Genomic DNA, 7,813 nt, shown 5'->3' with positions numbered 1-7,813 from the left:
GGTGCGGGCGGCCTGGGCGGCGATCAGCTCGGGCACGGTCGGGCCGGCCGGGAGCGCGGGGGCGCTGCTCCATCGCGCCAGGTCGGCCCGCTCCCGCTCGTCCGCGAGGTCCAGGGCGTCGAGCCGGGTCCCGGGGTCGGCGGCGACGGCCGCGAGGACCCGGGTGAACTGCCCGGCCAGCCGCTCGACGGTGGCCTCGTCGAAGAGCGAGGTCGCGAACTCGAAGGCACCGAAGAGGGAACCGGCCGGGCCGGGCCGCATCATCAGCGTCAGGTCGGTGTGGGCGATGTGCCAGGACGCCTTGAGGTCCTCGGTGCCGGCGCCGTCCCCGGCGGCGGGGACCGGACCGTTGAACTCCTCGCCGTGCAGGTCGAAGGCGACCTGGTAGAGCGGGGTGCGCGACAGGTCCCGGTCCGGGACCAGCTCCTCCACCAGCCGCTCGAAGGGCAGTTCGGGCTGGGCGAAGGCCTCCTTGGCGGTGTCCGCGACCAGGTCGAGGGCCTGGGCGAAGGTGAGCCGGCCGGAGAGGCGGCAGCGCAGCACCAGGCTGTTCAGGAAGAAGCCGACGACCCCTTCGAGTTCGGGCAGGCCGCGCCCGGCCACCGGGGTGCCGATGGACAGGTCCCACTGGCCGCTGTTGCGGCCGAGGACGGTCGCGTACGCGGTCAGCAGGGTCATGAAGGGGGTGGCACCGTGCCGCTTGCCGAGCGCGGTGAGCCCCTCCACCACATCGGCGGGGACGTCGAACAGGGCGGCGGCGCCCTTTCCGTCGCGAACTGCCGGACGCGGCCGGTCGGTGGGCAGCGCCGACTCGGGCGCCCCTTCCAGCCGGCGGCGCCAGTGCGCGAGCCGCGGCGCGAGGGCCTCCTCCGTGAGCCGCTCCCGCTGCCAGACCGCGTAGTCGGCGTACCCGACCGGGAGTTCGGGCAGCCGGGCTTCCTCACCACGTACGGCGGCGGTGACGAGGAGGGCGAACTCGCGCTCCAGAACGCCGCTGGACCAGCCGTCGGTGGTGATGTGGTGCATGGCCAGGCCCAACAGCTGCCCGCCGTCGCCGGTCCGGACGAGGAGGGCGCGCAGCAGCGGGCCGCGCTCCAGGTCGAAGCCCTCGCCCCGGTCGGCCGCGAGCAGCCCGGCGACCTCGCCGCGCGCCGCGGTGGCGGTGCGCACCTCCACCCGGGCCGCCGGTTCGACGACCTGGGCGGGCTCGCCGTCGCCCGCCACGTACCGGGTCCGCAGGATCTCGTGACGGGCGATCAGCGCGTCGACGGCCTGCTGGACGTGGCCGTGTCCGGCCTCGGCGGGGACGTCGAAGACCGTCCAGGAGACCCAGTCGGTCCCGCCGGGGGCGAGCCGGTTGAGGAACCACAGGCCGCGCTGGCCGTAGGAGAGCGGCAGCGGGCCGCCGCGCTCCACCCGCCGGGGTCCGGGCTCGGCCGGGGGTTCGAGGAGCAGGGCCTGCCCCGCGACGGTGGTGGCGGTGAACAGCCTGCGCAGTTGCACGTCGCGGCCGGAGGCGGTGCGCAGCCGGGAGGCGAGCCGGGTCAGCTGCAGGGAGGTGCCGCCGAGTTGGAAGAAGTCGTCGTCGCGGCCGACCTCCTCGCGGCCGAGGACGTCCTGCCAGACCGCGGCCACCAGCTGCTCGGCGGCGGTGGCGGGGCCGCGGTGACGGGCGTCGGGCTGGGTGCCGGGGGCGGGCAGCGCCCGGCGGTCGACCTTGCCGCTGGTGGTGAGGGGGAAGGCGGCCAGTTCGACGAAGACACCGGGGATGTGGGTGGCGGGCAGCCGCTCCTGGAGGAAGCCGCGCAGGTCGGGGAGGGTGGCGCCGTCGCGCAGCCGCACGTAGCCGGCCAGCCGCTTCGCCCCGTCGGGAAGGGCGTACGCGGTCACGACCGCACCGGCGACCGCGGGGTGGGCCGCCAGTTGGGCCTCGACCTCGCCCGGCTCGATCCGGACGCCGTTGATCTTGACCTGGTCGTCGAGGCGGCCCAGGAACTCCAGGACGCCGTCGGCACGCCAGCGGACCCGGTCGCCCGTCCGGTACAGCCGCGAGCCGTCCTTCGCGTAGGGGTCGGGCACGAAGCGGTCCGCGGTGAGGCCGGGGCGCCCGGCGTAGCCGCGGGCCACGCCCACGCCGCCGATGTGCAGTTCGCCGGGGGTGCCCACGCCGACGGGGGAACCGGCTGCGTCGGTGACCAGGAGCCTGGTGCCGTCGATGGGGCGCCCGATGGGGACCGGGCCGGAGGTCTGCGCCGGGTCGAAGCGGTATGCGGCGACGTCGATGGAGCACTCGGTCGGCCCGTACGTGTTCCACAGCTCGGCGGCGGACAGCTCCCGCAGTCGCTGGGCGAGTTCGGCGTGGAGGGGCTCCCCCGCGCAGGTGACGGCGCGCAGCCGGTCGCAGCGCTCCCAGCCGCTCTCCTCGACGAGTGTCCGCAGCACGGACGGGACGACCTGGAGCACGGTCACCGCGCCGTCGCCGACGGCGCGCACCAGGGCGGCCGGGTCGCGCTCGGCGCCGGGCGGGGCGATGACGACGGTGCCGCCGCTGACGAGCGGGGCGAAGATCTCCCAGCAGTGCGCGTCGAAGGTCGGCGCGGTCTTGGCGAGGATCCGGTCGGCGGCGGTCAGCCCGAGGCTGCGGACGGCCCAGCCGATCCGGTTGCCGATGCCCGCGTGGGCCACGACGACGCCCTTGGGCCGGCCGGTGGAGCCCGAGGTGTACAGCACGTAGGCGGCGCAAGCGGGGTCGACGGCGGTCTCGGGGGCGTGGGCGGGCAGGGCGGCGAGGTGCTCGCCGAGTTCGGCCGGGACGACCGGGCGGGCGCCGACGGCGAGCACGGCGTCGGCCGCGTCGGCCGAGGTGACGACCACCTCGGCGCCGGTGTCCTTGATGAGCCAGGCCAGCCGGGCGGCCGGCTGCTCCGGGTCGAGCGGTACGTAGGCGGCGCCCGCCTTCCAGACGGCGAGCAGCGCGGTGACCAGTCCCGCGCCGCGGGGCAGGCAGACGGCGACCGGGACGTCGGGTCCGGCGCCGAGCCCGCGCAGGTGGTGGGCGAGCTGGTTGGCGGCGCGGTCGAGCTCCGCGTAGCCGATGGTCTGACGGCCGTCGACGACGGCGACCGCTCCCGGGGTCCGCACGGCCTGCGCCGCGACGAGGTGGTGGGTGAGGGGGATCTCGTCGGGCGAGTATCCCGTCCGTGGTGCGGACATGACGCTGGCACTCCTAGTGGGATCGCCGGGCGGGCCCCGGGAAACGGTGTGGTCCGGTCTGGCCTGTGCGGTGTGGTGCCCGCGGCCGTACGGACGGCTCGGGGAGAGCCGTGGGACCCGTACGGCACGTCGGGCCGGTGTGGGGGGTGGTGTGCGGTGGGGGTGTGCGCCGGGCGTGGTACGGGTCAGCCGGCGGCCTGCTCCGCCATGCGGCGGCGCAGGCTCGCGGGGCGCATGTCGGTCCAGATCTCGTCGATGTGCGCCAGGCACGCCTCGCGGGTGCCCTCGGTGCCCTCCGCGTACCAGCCGGCCGGCAGGTCACGGTCGGTCCACCAGACCGAGTACTGCTCCTCGTCGTTGTGGACCACGCGGAACTCGGCCGGTGCGGACTGCTGTTCGGACATGGATGTCTCCTGAATCGAGTGGTTGACGTGGATCGGGCGGTTCGACGGACCGGCCGGACCGGGTGGATCGGCGAGTCGGCCGGACCGGGTCAGACGGAGGTGGTGAGGCGGGTCTCCCAGAGGTGGGAGACGGCTCCGAAGTGCTCGGTGACCCAGGCGTCGGAGTAGACGGTGTCGAGGTAGCGGTCGCCGCCGTCGGGGAAGACCAGGACGCAGGTGGAGCCCTTCGGGATCCGGTCGGCGAGCCGTTCCAGGGCGGCGACGACCGCCCCCGAGGAGGCTCCGGCGAGGACCGCCTCGCGCCGGACCAGCCGGCGGCAGGCCGCGACGGCGTCGAGGTCGGGGACGTGGACCACCTCGTCGGCCAGGGTCACGTCGGCGAGCGGCGGACGGATCGCGGCGCCGTGGCCGGGCAGCAGCCGGGGCCCGGGCGGGTTGCCGAAGATGGCGCTGCCGGCCGCGTCCACGCCCACCACCGTGGTGGACAGGCCGTGTTCGCGGATGTACTCGGCACAGCCCCGCAGCGTCCCGAACGTGCTGACCGCGCAGAACAGGTAGTCGATCCGGCCGCCCAGGGCGCGGTCGATCTCCGCCATGGTGCGGTGGTGCGCCATCGGGTTGAGCGGGTTGGTGTACTGGTTGGGCCAGTAGGCGTGCGGGATCGTCGCGGTCAGCTCCTGCACCCGGCGGAGCCGGGCGGGCAGGAACTCGCGGGTCTGCGGGTCGGGTTCGGTGACCACCTCCACCTCGGCCCGGTAGGCGCGCAGGAGGGCGATGTTCCGCTCGGTGGTCCGGGCGTCGACCACGCAGAGGAAGCGGAGCCCGAAGCTGCGGCACAGCTGGGCGAGTCCCACTCCGAGGTTGCCGGAGCTGGATTCGACGATCACCGACCGTCCCGGCACCAGCTCGCCCGCGGCGACCTTGTCGGCGAGGAGCCGCAGCGCGGTCCTGTCCTTGATGCTGCCGCCGGGATTGAAGCGTTCCATCTTGGCGTGGACCCGGGACCCGAGGTCCGGCAGCAACCGGTCGAGGAGCACCAGTGGGGTGTTGCCGATGGTCTCTTGCAGCCCCTGGGCCGGGGCGCGGCGTCCAGGCTTCATGATCAGCTGGTCTCTCCGGGGAGGAAGCCCTCGACCGGTACGCCGAGCCCCTTGGCCGACGCCTCGGCGTACAGCCGGGCGGCCAGCGCGATGTCGAGGACACCGAGGCCGAAGGGCGAGTAGACCAGGGTCCGCGCGGGGTCGCGGGTGAAGGAGCCCGGGTCCCGCAGCACCCGGCCGATCTCGGCGTCGATGAACTCCCGGCCGCCGGTGGCCTGTTCGGTGAGGTGGATGGAGGTCCGCTCCCGGCTGACGTGGTCGGCGTCGTCGACCACGTTCTGCGCGGCGAGGATGGAATCGGTGTGCAGGTCGCGCAGGGAGACGTGCAGGATCGTGGAGCCGACGGAGAGCGGGGTCAGGTCCAGGTGGGGCTCGCTCGCGGTGGTGGCCAGCGACACCAGACGGTACGCGGCGAGCGCCTCGGCGACGGTGTCCGCGACGGTGACCCGCAGGCCGAGGAGCTCGGTGGCCCGGGCGGCGAAGCCGGCGGCCCGGTCCGGGTCCTGGTCGTACACCACGGCCTCGCGCAGCAGGGGCAGTTCCGAGCGGAGGAAGCGCAGCACCTCCAGGTTGATGACCCCGCAGCCGATCAGGGCCGCGCCGTGGGTGTCGGCGTCCGCGGTGAACAGCCGTGCGGCGAGGGCCGCGCTGGCCGCCGTCCGCTTCGCGGAGACGACCGAGCCCTCGATCAGGGCCTGGGGGCGGCCGGTGGCTGGCTCGTTGAGGATGATCGCCGCGCTGGCGCGCTCCAGGCCCGCCTCCAGGTTCCCGGGGAAGGAGGAGATCCACTTCATGCCCGTGGCCGGCGTCTCCCCGCCGATGAAGGCGGGCAGTCCGATGATGCGGTCCCGGGGGGAGTCGGGAAAGCGCAGGAAGATGGAGTGCGGCAGTGCGGTGAGGCCTTCGTCGTGGGCCGTGTAGGTCTCCCGCACGACATCGGCGACCAGGCGTTCCTGCCCGTCGAGAAGGTCCCGCACGTCGGCGTGACGCAGAATCAGCATGGTGTCGCATCCTTCAGCTCGAAGTTCTCCGGGCACCGGTCACCACCGGACGGAGAGACGATGACGCAGTTCGATCCGGCGGGGATCCGGTGCGCCAGGCTCAGCAGCGCCGCCGCGCCGGCGCCGGCCGCCGGGTCGGCCAACAGCCCTTCGCGGTGCAGCAGCAGCTCCCGCATGCGGGAGGTGTCCTCCAGGCTCACCCGCACCACCTCGTCGACGCCGAACGGGACCGCGAGCGGGCCGGACGGCACCGACGCGGGGGCTCTGACGACCCCGACCACCGTGGTGTTGAGCCCCTGGATACGCGCGTACTCGGCGCAGCCGCCCAGCGTGCGGGGGTAGTCCAGGTCGCACAGCACCAGGTCGACCCGCTCCTCCAGTGCCTCGGCGATCTCCCGCATGGTGTCGGTGTCCTCCCGCGGCCACAGCGGGGCCGCGCCGGTGCTCAGTCGCAGCGCACGGGAGTCGGTGGCGAGGATCTCCGAGAGCCGCTCGCGGGCGGCGCCGGGGGCGAGGACCTCGAAGCGCGCCCCGTAGGCCGTGAGCAGCGCGGGGTACGGGGCGGCCGCCTCCGCCTCCAGCAGCGCGAGGAACTCGATGTCGTAGAAGCGGCACACCTGCGCGAGGGAGACCGCGAGTTCGGGGGTGCAGATCTCGACGGCGAGCGAGCTGCCCGGGACGACGGCGTCGCGCCGGATCACCTCCCGCACGAGGGAGAGGGCCGTGCGGTCCTCGATGCTGCCGCCCGGGTTGTGGCGCTCCAGCTTCATGAAGACGCGGGACCGGAATCCCGGGATGAGGCCGGTGGTCTCCATCAGCGGCGTGTCGCCGATGGTGGAGATGATTCCGCGGTGTACGGCCTGGCTCACTCTGTCACTCCCTCTCTGACTCGCAGGATCAACGGTGCGAGAGGCGCCTATGGACGCCCTATCGAACATCTATACGAGCAATTCGCCGTGTCCCGGCGGCCGGTGGCCGATCGGGACCGCCCGGCCGGCGGGCGGTCCCGGGCCGCCGCGCTACGCGCCGGTGACCGGGGTCACCGGCGTGCGCATCAGCCGGACATCGCCACGAGGACCCGGCGGCTGCCCGTGAACGGCCTGCGGCCGTGCGCGAGCAGGACGTTGTCGATGAGCAGCAGGTCGCCCTCGCGCCAGTCGACGTCAACGGCGTTCTCCAGTCCGCGATCGCGGATCTGCTCGACGTACGCGGCGGGGATGGGGCTGCCGTCGGCGAAGGTCACCGACTGCGGAAGCTCATCGGGCGCAAGGATCGCCGCCAGCCGGGCCGCGGTCTCGTCACCGAGCCCGGCCGGGTGCCACTGGTCGGCCTGGTTGAACCAGACCTCGGTGCCGGTGAGGGGATGGCGGACGGTGGCCGGGCGGAGCTGGCCGACCCGCAGGCCGCCGTCGGCCTTCCAGGTCCAGTCGGCCCCGGCACCCGCCAGGAAGGCCTCGACCTCCCCGCGCTCCTGCGTCTCGAAGGTGGCCTGCCAGCTCTTGCCCAGGCCGTAGCCGTCGTGCAGGTTCTGGACGTAGCGCACCCCGTCGCGGAACGCCTCACGGACCTCGGCGTCGAGCGAGCCGAGCCAGAGGGCGGCGTCGAGGACCGGGGTGGCCCCGCCGGTCGTCGCCGCCCTCTCGCAGTAGAACGCCAGCCGCGAGGGCCACTGGTGGGCGTAGCTCATCTCGTTGTGCATCGAGATGGTGAACTCCTGCGGGTACTCCGTCGACGTGTACACGTTCCCGCCGACCTTGGTGCGGGGCGAGTTGCCGTGCACATAGGCGAGCCGGTTCGGCAGCAGCAGGTCGAGGACGCCGTCGAGGTCCTGCGCGGTGATGCCGAAGCCCCGCAGGAGGATGCCCTTCCTCTCGGTCAGCAGCCGTTCCAGGCCCTCCTCGCCGGCTGCCTCGGCCAGTTGCCCGGCGAGCCGGTCCGGGCCGCCGGCCCCGTCGGCGGCGATCACCCACGGAGCCCACACGTCTGTCTGTCCTTCGGCCGCGGTCTGCATGGTCGGATCCCTCTTCTCTGCACGCGGGTGTCAGGTCCTGTCGCCGCAGAGTCGGCCGGGGAACATGCCGAAAACTATGCGGCT

General features: G+C 73.9%; 6 protein-coding genes. All 6 read right to left on the bottom strand.

From position 1 onward, the window contains the following. Window positions 1-3,213 (bottom strand): non-ribosomal peptide synthetase (locus KS423_RS06470; protein WP_224275955.1); only part of this gene is annotated, 3,213 nt, incomplete at its 3' end. 185 nt (window positions 3,214-3,398) lie between these two features. Then, entirely contained in the window at window positions 3,399-3,617 is a 219-nt protein-coding gene (locus KS423_RS06465; protein WP_224275953.1) for an MbtH family NRPS accessory protein, read from the bottom strand. Between the two features lie 89 nt (window positions 3,618-3,706). Further along, on the bottom strand, window positions 3,707-4,717 hold the full coding sequence (sbnA, locus tag KS423_RS06460) for a 2,3-diaminopropionate biosynthesis protein SbnA (RefSeq protein WP_224275943.1): 1,011 nt from the start codon (window positions 4,715-4,717) through the stop codon (window positions 3,707-3,709). A gap of 2 nt (window positions 4,718-4,719) precedes the next feature. Continuing rightward, window positions 4,720-5,718 (bottom strand): 2,3-diaminopropionate biosynthesis protein SbnB, encoded by a 999-nt coding sequence (sbnB, locus tag KS423_RS06455; protein ID WP_224275941.1) that lies wholly within the window; start codon window positions 5,716-5,718, stop codon window positions 4,720-4,722. Then, window positions 5,712-6,587, bottom strand: coding sequence for a pyridoxal-phosphate dependent enzyme (locus tag KS423_RS06450; protein WP_224275939.1), 876 nt, complete (start codon window positions 6,585-6,587; stop codon window positions 5,712-5,714). Before KS423_RS06450 ends, sbnB begins: the two co-directional genes overlap by 7 nt. 185 nt (window positions 6,588-6,772) lie before the next feature. Further along, window positions 6,773-7,729: a TauD/TfdA family dioxygenase gene (locus tag KS423_RS06445; protein WP_224275937.1), complete on the bottom strand. Its 957-nt coding sequence runs from the start codon at window positions 7,727-7,729 to the stop codon at window positions 6,773-6,775. Window positions 7,730-7,813 lie beyond the last annotated feature (84 nt).

Origin of the sequence: Streptomyces sp. LS1784, from assembly GCF_020103755.1 — a bacterium.
GTDB lineage: Bacteria > Actinomycetota > Actinomycetes > Streptomycetales > Streptomycetaceae > Kitasatospora.
This window is presented reverse-complemented; position numbering and strand designations above follow the sequence as displayed.

What these genes read in the sequence shown, in the direction of transcription:
- KS423_RS06445 (WP_224275937.1), bottom strand. Translation starts at nt 7,729, where the DNA reads ATGCAGACCGCGGCCGAAGGACAGACAGACGTGTGGGCTCCGTGGGTG.
- sbnB (WP_224275941.1), bottom strand. Translation starts at nt 5,718, where the DNA reads ATGCTGATTCTGCGTCACGCCGACGTGCGGGACCTTCTCGACGGGCAG.
- sbnA (WP_224275943.1), bottom strand. Translation starts at nt 4,717, where the DNA reads ATGAAGCCTGGACGCCGCGCCCCGGCCCAGGGGCTGCAAGAGACCATC.
- KS423_RS06465 (WP_224275953.1), bottom strand. Translation starts at nt 3,617, where the DNA reads ATGTCCGAACAGCAGTCCGCACCGGCCGAGTTCCGCGTGGTCCACAAC.